This is a genomic window from Streptomyces sp. Ag109_O5-1, from assembly GCF_003814875.1.
Classification (GTDB): Bacteria; Actinomycetota; Actinomycetes; order Streptomycetales; family Streptomycetaceae; genus Streptomyces; species Streptomyces sasae.
This window is the reverse complement of record NZ_RKQF01000001.1, coordinates 10,602,350-10,615,962: the sequence shown is the minus strand read 5'-3', so window position 1 is coordinate 10,615,962 and position 13,613 is coordinate 10,602,350. Positions and strand designations below refer to the sequence as shown.

Here is a 13,613-nt window from a genome sequence, read left to right as displayed (position 1 = left end):
AGGAACCGCGCGACCAGCCACGACGGCGCCGCAGACGGCAGACGGCAGACGGCAGACGGCAGACGGCACATCGCGGTACTGCCAACAGAGCGCTCAGGCCAGCGAGAGGAACAGCTTCTCCAGCCGGGCCTTCATCTGCTCGGTCGTCTCGCCGTCCGCCCCGTTCCGGGCGGGGTCGATGATGCACTGCTGGAGCCCGGTCGCGATGATCGCGAAGCCCGCCCGGTCCAGGGCGCGCGAGGCGGCGGCGAGCTGGGTGACCACGTCCTCGCAGTCACGGCCCTCCTCGATCATCTTGATCACTCCGGAGATCTGCCCCTGCGCCCGGCGCAGCCGGTTCAGGACCGACTTGAGTTCATCGCCCTCGAACTGAAGCTCCACGACCACACCACTCCTTACATACCCGTAGGGGTATTTTACCCGCCCCTCGGGCAACCCCGTCACTCATCACCACAAGGAAGGATCGCACCCGCGATGCCCACCACTCCCCCGAACCCCGATCTCACCCCCGACCAGGCCCTCACCCGCCTGCCCGAGCTGACCGTCGTCGATGTCCGCACGCCGGGCGAGTACGCCTCCGGCCATGTGCAGGGCGCCCACAACATTCCCCTGGACGCCCTGCGCCGGGCCCTGCCCGCGCTCCGCGCCGCCGACGGCGAGCTGCTCCTGGTGTGTGCCTCCGGCGCCCGTGCCGAGAACGCCCGGGCGGTCCTCGCCGAGCACGGCATCCCGGCGGCCACCCTCACCGGCGGCACCCGCGGCTGGGCCGAGCGCGGTCACGCACTGCACCGCCCGCGGGGCGGGTCCCGTGCGACATGGGCCATGGAGCGCCAGGTCCGCCTCACCGCCGGCTCGGCCGTCCTGGCCGGCCTCGCCCTCGGGCAGCTGCACCCGGCCTGGCTGTTGCTGTCGGCGGGGGTCGCGGGCGGCCTGGTCTTCTCGGCGCTCACCGACACCTGCGGGATGGCCGCGGTCCTGTCGAAGCTGCCCCACAATCGGCCCCGCCCCGCCGACCTCGACGCGACCCTCGCGCAGATCGGTTCCGCCCGTAGATGAGCGGGCCCCGGACCCGGGAGCGGCCGTCGTAGCCTGGGGGGCGCCGCCCACCTCCCGGACGAGGAGCACCGTGACCACCGCAGACGCAGTTCCGGCGACGAAAGTGACGAGAGACACGGGAGACCCGGAAGACCCGGGAGACACGAGCGAGCGGACCGGTCCGTCCGTCTTCCGGCTGCTCCTCTCCTATGTACGGCCGCACCGCTGGGCCCTGCTGACCGGCGCGTTGCTCTCACTGCTGACGGGTGCGACCGGACTGCTGCTGCCGCTGGTGGCACGGGGGTTGATCGAAGACCTGTCCCATGGCCGTTCCATCACCGGGAAGTTGCTCGCCATGGCGGGGCTGGTGGTCGGCAACGCCGGGTTGGGCGCGCTGGGTTCGTACGTGCTGCGGCGCACCGCCGAGTCGGTGGTGCTCGGGGCGCGGCGGACCCTGTCGTCGTATCTGCTGCGGCTGCGGATCGCCGCCGTGGACCGGACCGAGCCCGGTGACCTGATGGCCCGGATCACCTCGGACACCACCCTGTTGCGCGAGGTCACCACGGACTCGCTGGTCGCGCTCGGCACCGGCGGACTCACTCTGGTCGCCACGGTGGTGATGATGGGGGTGGTCGATCCGGTACTGCTCGGCGTCACGCTCGCGGTGATCGCCGCGGCGGGCACGGTGCTGGGCACGATCGTGCCGCGCATCAACCGGGCCAGCCGCCGGGCGCAGGACGCGGTCGGGGTGATGGGTGCCTCGCTGGAGCGGGTCCTGGGCGCGCTGCGGACCGTGAAGGCGTCGGGCGCCGAGCACCGGGAGGAGCTCGCGCTGCACGCGGCCGCCGAGGAGTCCTGGCGGCAGAGCGTACGCGCCGCCAAGTGGTCGGCCGCGGCGGGCAACACGGCAGGGCTCGCGATGCAGTTGGCGTTCATCACGGTGCTCGCGGTGGGCGGGGCGCGGGTGGCGACCGGCGCGATCGGGGTGGGCACGCTGGTGGCGTTCCTGCTCTACGTCTTCTATCTGATGTCGCCGATCCAGCAGGTCGTCGGCGCGGTCACGCAGTACCAGACGGGTGCCGGCGCGCTGGCCCGGATCCAGGAGGCGCTGCAGTTGCCCGCCGAACCCCCGGCGGAACCCGTCGAGTTGCCGTCGGCCGGCGCCGAACCGGCCGCCCTCGCCTTCACCGACGTACGCTTCCGCTACGCCGACGACCTGCCGTACGTCCACCACGGGGTCAGCTTCGCGGTCCCCGCGCGGGGCATGACGGCGTTCGTCGGCCCCTCCGGCGCCGGCAAGACCACCGTCTTCTCGCTGATCGAGCGGTTCTACGACCCCGAGTCCGGCGCCATCACCCTCGACGGCCGTCCGCTCGCCGACTGGGACCTGTCCCTGCTGCGTTCGGCGATCGGGTACGTCGAGCAGGACGCGCCCGTGCTGTCCGGTTCGCTGCGGGACAACCTGCTGCTCGGCAACCCGGCGGCGGAGGAGGACGCGGTGACCCGGGTGGTGAAGACGACCCGCCTTGACGGTCTGGTCGCGCGGCTGCCGCAGGGGCTGGACACGCTGGTCGGCCACCGCGGAACCAAGCTGTCGGGCGGGGAGCGGCAACGGGTCGCGATCGCACGGGCGTTGCTGCGCCGGCCCCGGCTGCTGCTCCTGGACGAGGCGACCTCGCAACTGGACGCGGTGAACGAGGCGGCCCTGCGGGACACGGTCGCCGACGTGGCGCGGTCGACCACGGTGCTGGTGGTCGCGCACCGGCTCTCCACGGTGACGATGGCGGACCGGATCGTGGTCATGGACGCGGGCCGGGTCCGCGCGGTGGGCACGCACCGGGCACTGGTGGCGGCGGACCCGCTCTACGCGGAGCTGGCGGCGACCCAGTTCCTGGCCTCGGAGCACTGAGTACGACGAAGGGCCGCCCCCTTGCGGGACGGCCCTCACGGTGCGGGCGGGGTCAGGCTTCGATGCCCGGCACCAGGCCCATGACGGGCGCGGCCAGGTCGGTGATCTGGTGCAGTTCGCTGAGCCTGTGGACTCCGTTCAGCCCCTGCACCTGCTCCGAGACCTTCGGGATCTCGTCCTTGTACTGCGCCGGGATGTCGCTGCGGGAGAGCGAGTCGAGCACGCCGAGCGCGGTGAGTTTCCCGGTGTGCTGCGGGCTCGCGCCGGCCGCGTTCGCCAGCGGCGCGGCGAGGCCGGTGACCCCGACGGCCAGGCCGACGGCGGCGACGATACGTCGTGTTGAGATCATGTCTCCAGCAACGGCCCCGGCGCCGGACCGGACACGGGCGGCCGCTCCGCCTCACCCGTCAGGAGGAGCGCCCGGGCTGCGCTTGCCGAGCCCGGCGGGGCGGAGGACGCTCGGAGTGAGGGTTCTCGCGACCCCTCCGCATCGGGTCGCGGGCGCCCGCAGGAGGTCACCATGGACACCGCGACAGGTTCCGCCTTCGACACCGAGACACTGCGCCGGGCCATAGAAGGAAACACCGGGAACAGCCTTCTGGCGCTCTACGCCGACGACGCGGAGATCCGTATCGTCGACCGCAACACCCAGCCCAGCCATCCCAAGGTCCTGCATGGCCGCCAGGACATCGCCGCGATGCTGGACGACGTCTACAGCCGCGACATGACGCACAAGCTGGACCAGTGCATCGTGCAGGGCGACAAGGCCGCCTTCAGCGAGTCCTGCCAGTACGGGGACGGCGTCCGGGTCCTCGCCGAGTCGATGATCACGCTGCGCGACGGCAAGATCTCCGAGCAGATCATGATCCAGGCATGGGACGACGAATAGTCGGAAGGACCGCGAGGGTCCAGGTCAGCTCCCGAGTGACCTGGACCTTCTCGGCGCGGGCCGCGCTGGGACACAGCCGCCGGGCGCGTCCACGCGCGTCCGTAGTGCTGCTGCAGTCGATCCTGCGGACCGTACGCTGCCACCGGAAGCGCTGAGCGGCTCGGTTACCCTGGGGGCGGGCCGTGACTGGCGCTGAGGTGGAGCACCACCGGGGAGCGGTCCGCACCGTGGATGCCGTGCGCCTGGGCGATCGAGGGCAACCAGCTCAGGAGTGTGCCGCATGGCCCAGGCCCGCATCATGGACGGAACCGTAGTCGCCCGCCGGATCGTCGAGGAGACCGCGGAGAGGGCCGCCGCCCTCACCGCACGGACCGGTGTCACGCCGTGTCTGGCGACGGTGCTGGTCGGCGAGGACCCCGCCTCCGTCACCTACGTCCGGATGAAGCAGAACCGCAGCCGCAAGACCGGCATCGCCTCCCGGCACGTGGCCCTGCCCGCCACCACGACGACCGGGGAACTCGTCGCCGCCCTGCGGGAGTTGTCGGCCGACCCGGCCGTGCACGGCATCCTGCTCCAGCATCCGGTCGGCGAACACATCGACGAGCGGGCCGCGTTCGAGGCGATCGCCCCGGAGAAGGACGTGGACGGCGTGACCTTCGCGTCGTTCGCGACGATGAGCTTCGGCCTGCCGGGCTTCGTCTCCTGCACCCCCGGCGGCATGATGCGCCTGCTGGACGCGTACGACGTCGACCCGGCCGGAAAGCGGGCGGTGGTCGTCGGCCGCAGCGCGATCCTCGGCAAGCCGGCCGGCATGCTGCTGCTCGCCCGCGACGCCACGGTGACCTACTGCCACTCCCGCACCCGGGACCTGTCGGCGGTCGTCCGCGAGGCGGACATCGTGGTCGCGGCGGTCGGCCGCGCCCGGCTGATCCGGGGGCAGGACATCAAGCCGGGCGCGGTGGTGCTCGACGCGGGCTACAACGACGGGAACGTCGGCGACGTCGACTTCGACACCGCCGTCGAACGCGCCTCGCTGATCACACCGGTGCCGGGCGGCGTGGGTCCGATGACCATCGCGCTGCTGCTGGAGCAGACCGTCGACGCGGCCGCCCGGCAGCTCGGGGTGTGAGGCGAGGGGGGCGGGACACTCTTCGGTCGAGATGTGAACTCTCGGCCGCCGAAGGCCCGTCGCGGCTCCGTCCGGGACGCGCTCGGGCGCGGCCGGACAGTGTCCGGCCGCGCCCGCGGAGCTACCGGATCAGCTCTGGCTCCACTGCTGGTTGGTCCCGCCGTTGCAGGTCCACAGCACCAGCGAGGTGCCGTTGCTGGTGCCCGCGTTGTAGGCGTCCAGGCACAGACCCGCGTTGACGTTGGTGATCGTGCCGTTGGAGTTGACGGTCCACTGCTGGTTGGTCTGGCTGTTGCAGTCCCAGATCACGACCTTGGTGCCGTTGGTCGTGCCCTTGTTGTACGCGTCCAGGCACTTGTTGCCGTACACCACGAACTCCTTGCGGGAGGTGTACGTCCAGGCCTGGTTCTGGCCGCCGTTGCAGTCCCAGATCTCCGCCTGGGTGCCGTTGGTGATGGTGTTGTTGTAGACGTCGGCGCAGCGGCTGGAAGCCCCGCCCACGAGGAGGGTGCCGTTGGTGCCGGGGATCGGGCTGACCGCGATCGAGCCGAGCGTCGGCAGCGAACTCCCGGTGAAGGTGAGCGAGTTGCTCGACCCCTTGCTCAGGTCGACCTGTACCGAGACCGTGCCCTGCGAGGACCCGGTCGGCGGGAAGGAGACCGTGGTGGCGGTCTGGCTGTTCACCTGGAGGGTGCCGGTGACGGCGGTGGAGCCGGTGTTGGTGTAGGCGACGTCGACGACGTTCAGGCCGGTGCTCGCGGCGCTCACACCGGTGTACTTGCCGGTGGAGGAGGCGCTGTAGCTGGTGCTCGACGCCTCCGTGCCGCCGCTGATCTTGAGCATCACCGAGCCGCCGGCCGGGACGCTGGCGGTGTAACTGGTGCTGTACGACCCGAGGTTCGACTGGGCCCACAGGTCGCGGACCGTCGCGGAGGCACCGGTCAGGCCGAGGTCGGACCAGCGGGCGGTGATGTTCGCGGCGGCGGAGGTGCGGTTGAGCAGCACGACCGCGCGGTTGCCGGTGCCGGCGAGGACCTTGCTGTAGACCTGCAGACCGGTGCTGTCCTCGGCGACCTTGGCGCCCTGTAGCCCGCGCGCGTCCTGGTCGACGGCGATGACGTCGGAGTTCTTGAGGATGGCGGCGGTCTCACTGGTCATCGTGGTGAGGTCGTTGCCGGCCAGGAGCGGCGCGCCGGAGATCGCCCACAGGGCCATGTGGGTGCGGTTCTGGGCGGCGGTGAGGCCGGTCATGCCGACCGTCAGCATGTCCGGGTCGTTGTAGTAGCCGGTGTGCTGGGCCGCCGGGTGCAGGGTCTGGTCGAAGTTGGACAGCACCGCCGCCTGCGACGCCGTGCCGCCGTAGTAGTAGATGTCCGTGCTGGTCCGCCACATGCTGCCGAGGCCGGTCGCCCAGTTCCAGGTGTTCTGGTAGCCCCAGTTGCAGATGGACAGGGTGAGGGGACGGCCGGTGGTGGCGGCGGCCGTGGTGACGGCCGAGCTGATCGACTTGTAGGTGGTGGCCGCGTCCAGGCCCTCGGCGTCGCCGCCGCACCAGTCGACCTTCACGAAGTCGAAGCCCCACTTGGAGAACTGGAGCATGTCCTGCGCGTAGTGCCCCTCGCTGCCGGTGTTGGCGGCGGCGGGACGGCCGGTCGGGTAGTAGTAGCCGCAGCCGTTGTAGCCGGCGTCGGTGTAGATACCGGCCTTCAGGCCCTTGCTGTGGATGTAGTCGGCGATGGCGCTCATGCCGCCCGGCCACTCACTGGTGTCGACGGTGATGTTGCCGTCGCTGTCGCGGGTGCCCTGCCACCAGCCCTCGTCGATGTTGATGTACTTGTAGCCGGCGGCCGGGAGACCGGCCGCGACGAACGCGTCGACCTGCGCCTTGACGACGTCGTAGTCGATCTTCGCCGCGAAGCTGTTCCAGGAGGCCCAGCCCATCGGAGCGGTGGGAACCGAGACCTGGGCGACCGTCGCCGCCCGGGCCGGTCCCGGCGTGGCGAAGAGGAGCGCGGCGGCGGCCGTCAGGGCAAGGGCGAGCGTGCGTACGGCAGCGGTCCACAGGTGTCGTACGAGACTGCTGCCGGTCGATCGGGGCGGGGGGTACATGCGGCTCCTCCACGGGGGTGCACGAGAGGGGTTGCGACTCAACCGCGTTCGACATTCCGAACGGATGTCGGTGTCCCGAACAAGTCGCGCGCCGACCGTAGAGCCGCCAGAGGGTGAAGTCAACGGATGTGACAGGCGTGAAGTCGCCCTTCTCCAGCGGCCGTTCGCATCCGCGCCCGAAGGACTACCGGGAGCCCCCCGGCGTCCACCCGTCCGGCCGCAGGATCCCCAGCAACAGCCGCACCAGTTCCTCCACGACCTCGTCCAGGCTCGCGTCCACCCACCCCGCGCTCCAGTCGTGCAGCAACCCGTTCACGCTGCCGATGAACGCCGTCGCGGCCAGCCGGTAGTCACGCGGCGCCGCATCGCCCCGCGCCACCGCCGCGTTCGCCTCGGTGCATATCAGCTCCACCCACCGCGCCCGCCGCGCCAGCCGCTGCTCCTCCAGCCGGGGACTGACCCCGATGATCTCGACGAAGGCGATACGGATACGGCGGGGGTCGGAGGTGACGTCACGGGCGTAGGCCCGGAACAGCACCGTCACCCGCTCGACCAGCGGCAGCGGCTCCGCCTCGGCGAACGCCTCCACCACCGCCCGCTCGGCCCACCCGTTGACCTCCAGGTGCAACGCGGCGAGCACATCCTCCAGGGTCTGGAACTCCTCGTAGAACTGACGGGTCGACAGCCCCGCCGCCTGACTGAGCGCGGCGACGGTGGTAGCGCGAAATCCCGGTGCGTCACCGAAGAGCCGGAGCGCCGCCTCCAGGAAGCGCAAACGCCGCTCGGCCTTGCGTTCCTCGGCGGACCGGCCGCCGTAACGACCCGTCGGTGCCTTGATCCTGCCCGCCAAGACCGCCCCCTCCGTCGTCCACCCGTTGGCCAATTTTGTCGTGTACGCCTCTTGTGGAGTAGGCCCACCCCTCCTTACTTTTCAGTAAGTTCGTTTTGAACGCGCCCGTGTTCAGATTCCGCGACCCGATACTGCACGCGCGCCCCCACACCCCCCATCAGAGGAGAGAGCAGTCATGCCTGCCTTCAGACCCAGGCACCTTTGCTCCGTAGCCGCCGCCCTCGCCCTGACCGTCGCCGCGCCCGCCACCGCCGCCCACTCCGCCGACGCCTCGCTGCGCGAGGTGCTGTTCGTGGGCAACAACTGGGACGGCACCGCGACCGTGCTGAAGTCCTCAGGGGACTTCGCCAAGGTGGGCCAGATCAACGTGATCCCGGACAAGGACGCGCGGATCGCGGAGATCAACGCCGACCCGATCAAGTGGATCTACTACACGTCGATCCGCAACGAGGTCGGACAGGGCCACGACCAGTACGCCGACGACATGTACTCCACACCGGACGGGAAGTCCGTGGTGGTCTCCCGGCCGAGCTTCGCGGACGTCGTCTCCATCGACCTGGCCACCGACAAGGTCAACTGGCGTTTCCCGGTGGCCGGTTACCGGGCCGACCACATGGCCGTCTCCCCCGACGGCAGCAAGGTCGCGGTCTCGGCGTCCACCGCGAACAAGGTGCAGGTGCTGGACATCAACACCGGTAAGGAACTGGGCGAGTTCGCCACCGGTGACAAGCCGCACGAGAACGTCTTCAGCCCCGACGGCAAGTACATCTGGAACATGGCGATCGGCGAGGTCACCACCTCGCTCGACGACCCGGCCTGGGACTGGACCAAGGGCGACCGCCACATCACCGTGGCCGACGCCACCACCTACAAGCAGGTCAAGACCATCGACATGCGCTCCCGGCTGGACGCGATCGGTCTGACCGACTTCTCCGACGCGGTGCGGCCCGCCGCCTTCACCCCCGACTGGTCGAAGATGTACTTCCAGGTGTCGTTCTTCAACGGCTTCCTGGAGTACGACATCGCCAGCGACAAGATCACCCGGGTGAAGACGCTGCCGGTGAACCCGGCGACCAGCACGGACCGCACCACCTGGCTCCTCGACTCCCGCCACCACGGCATCTCGATGAAGCCGGACGGCACCAAGCTGTGCGTCGCGGGGACGATGGACAACTACGCCACCGTCGTCGACCGGGCCACCCTCCAGGAGGGCCCGCTCATCACCGCGTCGACCCCGTACTGGGCGACGGTGAGCGGTGACGGCAAGGACTGCATCATCTCCGAGGCGGGCGCCGACCAGGTGACGGCCATCGACTTCGCGACGGGCGAGAAGGTGCTCTCGGTCCCGGTGGGCGACCACCCGCAGCGCGTCCGGCTCGGCCATGTACCGGCCGACTGGACCGGTGCGTCCACGAGTTGACGGTCCGGCAGGACCCGCACGGACTTCGGCCTCCGGGATGCGCGGCACCCCGGAGGCCGAAGCGTTGCCCAGAACGCTCAGAGCACTCAGAACGCTCAGAACTTCGACGCGACCCAGGCGGCCAGCTCGGACTTGGCCGCGTTCAGCGCGGTGGAGCTGGGCGAGGTCGCCCCGTTGGTCACCAGCGCGAAGTGCAGCACGCCGGAGTCCGAGTCGGTGAGCAGCAGTCGGCGGCTGCCCGTTCCGCCCGGTTCGACCGCCACACCGACCGGGGTCGAGGAGGTGTACGACGGGGGTGCGTACGCCGTACCGAGGTCGGAGACGACGGTGGTGGACGCGGTCGGGAAGGAGGCGGGGAGGTGGAGTTCGGTGGGTGCGGTGGCGCTGCTGGAGCGCCAGACCTGGACGGCGTACTGTCCGGAGCCGACCAGCGCGGCCACGTTCGGCAGCGAGCTGGGCACCGGGTTCCAGGTCAGGGTCGTGGAGCCGTCCCGGGAGCGGTCCTCGTAGGTGAAGGCGAGGGTGGAGCCCGAGGTGGCGCCGGGGTAGATCCGGTCGAGCAGCCGGGCGTCCTGACGGAGCGTCACCGTACCGGAGTCGTTCATGTTCACGGCCGAGAGGTCCTCGTCGTTCCAGGCGTCACCGGAGGTGAGGACCTTGCCGGCGTTGTCGTTCATCAGCTCGTGGTGCCGGCCGTTGTAGATGTCCCACTGCCACTGGGTGCCGGACAGCACCGGACCGGAGGACGCCGGGGTGGACCACCAGGTCGACCCGGGGAGGCGGGAGTCGAGGGCCTGGTACATGGCCTTGTCGACGGTGGGCGCCTTGCCGGAGGTGGTGCCGGACAGTGGATGCCCGAACTCGCTGACGACCGCCGTGGTGCCAGAGGCCGAGGCACGGTCGCGAATGGTGCCGAAGTCGGTGGAGTACTGGCCGTCGGAGGCGTTGCCCCACATCAGGATGCCGGAGATCGCCTTCTGGTCGTAGAAGTGGGTGTTGAAGACATAGCGCGAGCCGAGCGTGCCCACGTCCAGCAGGCCGCCCTCCTGGTTGGTGACGTTGCCGTTCCAGTAGAGGTTGGGCTCGATGAGGGCGGGCTTGCCGGTCCAGCCGGCGGCGTCCATCCGGGCCCGGAACTTCTGGTAGAAGGGCCACAGCCGGTTCTGCTCCCAGGTGCGGGAGGTCTCCCCGGAGTCGTAGGAGCCGGCGTAGGGCTCGTTGTAGGGGTCGAAGCCGACGACGCCCGCGAACTCGTCGGACGTCAGATGCCCGGCCAGGTACGTCATCGTGGTCTGGGCGGTGGCCAGGAAGTAGTCCTGGAGGCCGTAGTTGTTGTGCCAGAAGTCGTACTGGGCGTCCTGGACAGCCGCGTTCTGGGTGATGTTCTGGCCCCAGAAGAGGCAGATGCCGCACGACTCGGCCGGGTAGTTCCCCAGCGCCACCGCCCACTTGGGGGCGCCGTCGCCGGTGTACCAGCTGCCCGAGTTGAACAGGTAGCGGGAGTACAGGTCCTGGTGGAAGTCGGGGAAGACGCGGATGCCGGCGTCGAGGAACGCCTGCATCTGCGCGGTCACGGCGGCCAGGTAGGTGGTGTCGACCTGGCCCTGCACGGGTTCGGCGTGCGCCCAGGAGAGCAGGAAGCGGACCGCGTTGCCGCCGCCGAGGGCGCGCAGCGCGGTGGCGGACTTCTTCGCGTCGGCGACGGAGGCGAACGGCAGGCCGCTGTTCTCCTCCAGCTTGGTCTCGCCGGAGACGTTGTAGCCGCGCAGCACCACTTCACGGCCCTGGCCGTCGACGAAACGGCCGTTCTGCACGGTGAGGGAGGTGCCGTCGAACCAGAGGGAGTCGGACGGGGTGGCAGCGGTGGCGGACGGGACGCCCGCCACCGCGAGGAATCCACAGAGGACAACCAGGACAACGACCAAACGCGCCCGGATACTCGTCATGCTCATTACAGTCAGGTGCTTTCCGGATACCGTCAATACTTCTGACTCATGAGTAAGTTGAATACCTGCCTGGCACTTGGTGCTCAGCCGGCCACTCGACCGGTCACCTTCAACAGGTACTCCCTGCGGTTGAGCGGATTGTGGTCGGTGCGTGCGCGACCGGGGACCGCACCGCGTGACACGGGCGCGTGGTGATCGAACGCGCTCTCCAACTCGCCCTCGCCGCGGGTCAGCCCCGGGAGCCGCTGCTCCAGTTCGTGCACCTGGGCCGCGGGGACCGCGCCCTCCAGGACGGCGAGCGGCCCCTGCGTCCCGGTCCGCTGCGGCACCGCGCCGAGCCGGGCGAGCACGGGCAGCAGCGCGCCCAGCGTGTCCGCCGGGGCCTCCAGCCGGAACCGGTGCATCGGCTCGTACACCCCGGTACCGGCCCGCCGCAGCGCCTCGACCAGCACGAGCGGGGTCAGCCCCCGGAAGTCGTGTCCGGTGCTCGACATGCTCTTGTCGAAGCCCTGGTGGGCATGGCTCTGCCGGGGCGAGTAGCCGGAGTGGGTCATGGTGACCGAGCAGTCGGGGATCCGCCAGCCGTGCAGCCCCTGGCCGAGGGTCTCGCGCACGGTGTCCTCGACGGCCTTGAAGAAGGCGTACGGCATCGAGCCCAGCTCCACCTCCAGCCGGAAGCCGACGCCCGCGCCGACCGGGGCCGGCTCCACCCGCAGGCCGACGGTCGCCAGGAACGGGTTGCCGTCCTTCTTGTTGAACTCGACCGCGGCCCCCGTACCGCTGATCCGCTCGACGCAGATGGTGGTGGTCTCCCGGAAGGTGACATGGAGGCCGTACTCGTCGGCGAGGGTCGCCTGGACGACCTCCTTCTGCACCTCGCCGTAGAGGGAGACGGAGGTCTCCTGCCGTACCTCGTCGTGCCGGACGTCGATCAGCGGGTCCTGCTCGGCGAGCTGGGTGAGGGCGACATGCAGCGAGCGCCGGTCGGTGCCGGACCCGGGGACGACGACGGTCTCCAGGGTCGGGGGCGCGAAGTGGTGCCGGTACGCCTGTCCCGGCTGTCCGAGTGCATCACCGATCCGGATACCACCGAGCCCCCACAGCTTGACGATCCGCCCGGCCCGGGCACTGTCCTGCCGGAGTTCGCCGCCCCGGTCGAACACGGCGAGCCCGGTGACCCGGCCTTCCGCCGGGCCGCCGGTGACTCGCCGGCCGACAGGGCGCCGACCCGCCTGCCCGTCGTCGCGGTCGCCGACGCCGTCCCTCGCACGGACGCCGGCAGCGCCGCCTTCCCCTCCACCACTCCCGAACGGGATCCGCTCACGTACCCGCAGGGTGCCGGAGAAGATGCGCGCATAGGCGACCTTCTCGCCCGCCGGGCTCCGCTCCACCTTGAAGACCGTGCCGGAGAACGGGCCGCTCGGGTCGCCGTCGGCGACCGGGAGCAGCCGCTCGATGCCCGCGATCAGCTCGGGCACCCCGGCGCCCGTGACCGCGGAGCCGAAGTACACCGGATGGACCAGGGCCCGGCGGGTCTGGTCGGCGAGGGCGGCGCGCAGCCGGCCGTCGGGGACGCCGCCGTCCAGGTAGGCGGCGAGCAGCGCGTCGTCGTGGTCGGCGAGAGTGTCCGGCGCGGCCGGGCCGAGGCCGGGCACGAACCGGGCGGCCCGGGTGCCGAGTGCGGCGGCCCGGCCCATCGGGACATGCGGTACGGCGAGCCTGCGGGCCAACTGGGCGAGCACGGCCTCGTCCCGGGCGCCCCGCCGGTCGATCTTGTTGACGAAGATCAGCGTCGGGATACCCAGCCGCCGCAGCGTCCGCATCAGGACACGGGTCTGCGCCTGGACCCCTTCCACTGCCGACACGACCAGGACGGCACCGTCGAGCACACCGAGGACGCGCTCCACCTCGGCGATAAAGTCCGGGTGGCCCGGGGTGTCGATGAGGTTGACCGTCACCCCGTCGAGCGGGAACGACACCACCGCCGATTTGATGGTGATCCCGCGCTGCCGTTCGAGGGCGAGGGTGTCGGTCCGGGTGCTGCCGTCGTCGACACTGCCGAGCTCGTCGATGACCCCGGCCGTGTGCAGCAGCCGTTCGGTCAGACTGGTCTTACCTGCGTCGACATGCGCGAGAATTCCGAGATTGAGCAGTTGCACTGAGCGTGATGTCCTTCGGCATGGGCGGGATTCCTTCCTGGGTGGACATGCACGCAGCGCGCATCGGTGGTCCTCTCCGTGTGACGTCGGGCAGGGAGCAGTGCAGCAGGGGCGCTCACTCGACAGCAATGGATTAATGGTCAACAAAATCGCCGCCGCAGCACTCG

Annotated in this window: 11 protein-coding genes and 1 riboswitch; of the genes, 5 read left to right on the top strand and 6 right to left on the bottom strand. The window is 70.4% G+C overall.

The genetic code is table 11. From position 1 onward, the window contains the following. Window positions 1-93: 93 nt before the first annotated feature. Window positions 94-381, bottom strand: coding sequence for a metal-sensitive transcriptional regulator (locus EDD90_RS48365; RefSeq protein WP_123979367.1), 288 nt, complete (start codon window positions 379-381; stop codon window positions 94-96). 93 nt (window positions 382-474) lie between these two features. Between EDD90_RS48365 and EDD90_RS48360 the strand changes: the two genes are divergently transcribed. Together EDD90_RS48360 and EDD90_RS48355 are read left to right on the top strand one after the other, a co-directional pair. Beyond that, complete coding sequence (locus tag EDD90_RS48360) at window positions 475-1,056, top strand: rhodanese-like domain-containing protein (protein ID WP_123979366.1); 582 nt, start codon at window positions 475-477, stop codon at window positions 1,054-1,056. 103 nt (window positions 1,057-1,159) lie between these two features. Further along, window positions 1,160-2,944 carry an ABC transporter ATP-binding protein gene (locus EDD90_RS48355; protein ID WP_123982410.1) on the top strand — a complete coding sequence of 595 codons (1,785 nt, stop codon included), beginning with the start codon at window positions 1,160-1,162 and terminating at the stop codon, window positions 2,942-2,944. 52 nt (window positions 2,945-2,996) lie between these two features. Here the strand turns inward: EDD90_RS48355 and EDD90_RS48350 are convergent, their stop codons facing one another. Beyond that, complete coding sequence (locus EDD90_RS48350) at window positions 2,997-3,293, bottom strand: hypothetical protein (RefSeq protein WP_123979365.1); 297 nt, start codon at window positions 3,291-3,293, stop codon at window positions 2,997-2,999. 171 nt (window positions 3,294-3,464) lie between these two features. On the opposite strand from EDD90_RS48350, the gene EDD90_RS48345 reads away from it, so the two are divergent. After that, window positions 3,465-3,833 (top strand): nuclear transport factor 2 family protein, encoded by a 369-nt coding sequence (locus EDD90_RS48345; protein WP_123979364.1) that lies wholly within the window; start codon window positions 3,465-3,467, stop codon window positions 3,831-3,833. Between the two features lie 172 nt (window positions 3,834-4,005). Continuing rightward, a riboswitch (ZMP/ZTP riboswitch) is annotated at window positions 4,006-4,088 on the top strand. A gap of 25 nt (window positions 4,089-4,113) precedes the next feature. Beyond that, a complete protein-coding gene (locus tag EDD90_RS48340) occupies window positions 4,114-4,962 on the top strand; it encodes a bifunctional 5,10-methylenetetrahydrofolate dehydrogenase/5,10-methenyltetrahydrofolate cyclohydrolase (protein WP_123979363.1) in 849 nt (282 codons plus the stop codon). A 129-nt stretch (window positions 4,963-5,091) separates the two neighbouring features. Here EDD90_RS48340 and EDD90_RS48335 read toward each other — a convergent pair whose 3' ends face one another. Both EDD90_RS48335 and EDD90_RS48330 read right to left on the bottom strand, forming a co-directional pair. Continuing rightward, window positions 5,092-7,071: a ricin-type beta-trefoil lectin domain protein gene (locus tag EDD90_RS48335; RefSeq protein WP_123979362.1), complete on the bottom strand. Its 1,980-nt coding sequence runs from the start codon at window positions 7,069-7,071 to the stop codon at window positions 5,092-5,094. Window positions 7,072-7,255: 184 nt separating this feature from the next. Further along, window positions 7,256-7,921, bottom strand: coding sequence for a TetR/AcrR family transcriptional regulator (locus tag EDD90_RS48330; RefSeq protein WP_123979361.1), 666 nt, complete (start codon window positions 7,919-7,921; stop codon window positions 7,256-7,258). 175 nt (window positions 7,922-8,096) lie between these two features. Between EDD90_RS48330 and EDD90_RS48325 the strand changes: the two genes are divergently transcribed. Then, complete coding sequence (locus EDD90_RS48325; RefSeq protein WP_123979360.1) at window positions 8,097-9,341, top strand: YncE family protein; 1,245 nt, start codon at window positions 8,097-8,099, stop codon at window positions 9,339-9,341. Window positions 9,342-9,436: 95 nt separating this feature from the next. Here EDD90_RS48325 and EDD90_RS48320 read toward each other — a convergent pair whose 3' ends face one another. Continuing rightward, a complete protein-coding gene (locus EDD90_RS48320; protein ID WP_123979359.1) occupies window positions 9,437-11,293 on the bottom strand; it encodes a cellulase family glycosylhydrolase in 1,857 nt (618 codons plus the stop codon). A 77-nt stretch (window positions 11,294-11,370) separates the two neighbouring features. Next, window positions 11,371-13,446, bottom strand: coding sequence for a translation factor GTPase family protein (locus tag EDD90_RS48315; RefSeq protein ID WP_123979358.1), 2,076 nt, complete (start codon window positions 13,444-13,446; stop codon window positions 11,371-11,373). Between the last annotated feature and the right edge of the window lie 167 nt (window positions 13,447-13,613).